This window comes from Catenulispora pinisilvae (assembly GCF_015356865.1).
Taxonomy (GTDB): Bacteria; Actinomycetota; Actinomycetes; order Streptomycetales; family Catenulisporaceae; genus Catenulispora; species Catenulispora pinisilvae.
In genome coordinates this window covers 1-661 of sequence record NZ_JAAFZA010000562.1, presented here as the reverse complement: position 1 = coordinate 661, position 661 = coordinate 1, and the positions used below count along the sequence as shown (strand labels likewise).

The 661-nt window shown below is 71.7% G+C and carries 1 pseudogene; it reads right to left on the bottom strand.

From position 1 onward, the window contains the following. Window positions 1–610, bottom strand: a pseudogene (locus IZR01_RS49425) (hypothetical protein); the annotation flags it as partial. Window positions 611–661 lie beyond the last annotated feature (51 nt).

Sequence of the window (661 nt, the reverse complement as noted above, 5' to 3'; positions counted from 1 at the left end):
GCGCCCGCTCCTTCACCGAGTACTGCTCCAACAGGCGCAGCTCGATGTTCTCCGCGGCCTCCGCCGCCAACGCCGCCATCAGCGGGTTCGCGTCCCGGCGCCACGAGGTGAGGTCCACGACGCCCCGGATCCGGCCGCTGAACGGATCCCGGATCGGCACCCCCGCACACGCGAAGGCCAGGAACCGGTCGGCGAAGTGCTCCCCGGCCAGCACCACCGAGGCGCGGCCCTCAGCCAAAGCCGTCCCGATGCCATTGGTACCGGCATCGGCCTCGAGATAACTGAACCCCTCAGCCAACTGCACGGCGTCCAAGTGCCGGTTCAACCCCGGCTCCCCGGCCCGCCGCACCAACACCCGCGCCGCGGCGTCCGCCAACACGACACACACCGGCGAATCACTCAACAGCCCGTGCAACCGCTCCAACACCGGCGCCGAAGCCCGCAACAGCAGCTCCTCGTCCCCCATGTCCGGCTCATAGGGCAGATCCACATCCTCGGGCCCCAACCCACCGGCCCGGCACCGCTGCCACGAAGCCAGAATCGCCGACCGCACCGAGGCCACATCAACCCCGGCGGCACCCACCTCCACAGCCCCGGCACCCGAGGCCACACCCGGCACCCTGCCACGCCGCCCGGCAGCACCGCCGACCCCGGCCCGAAC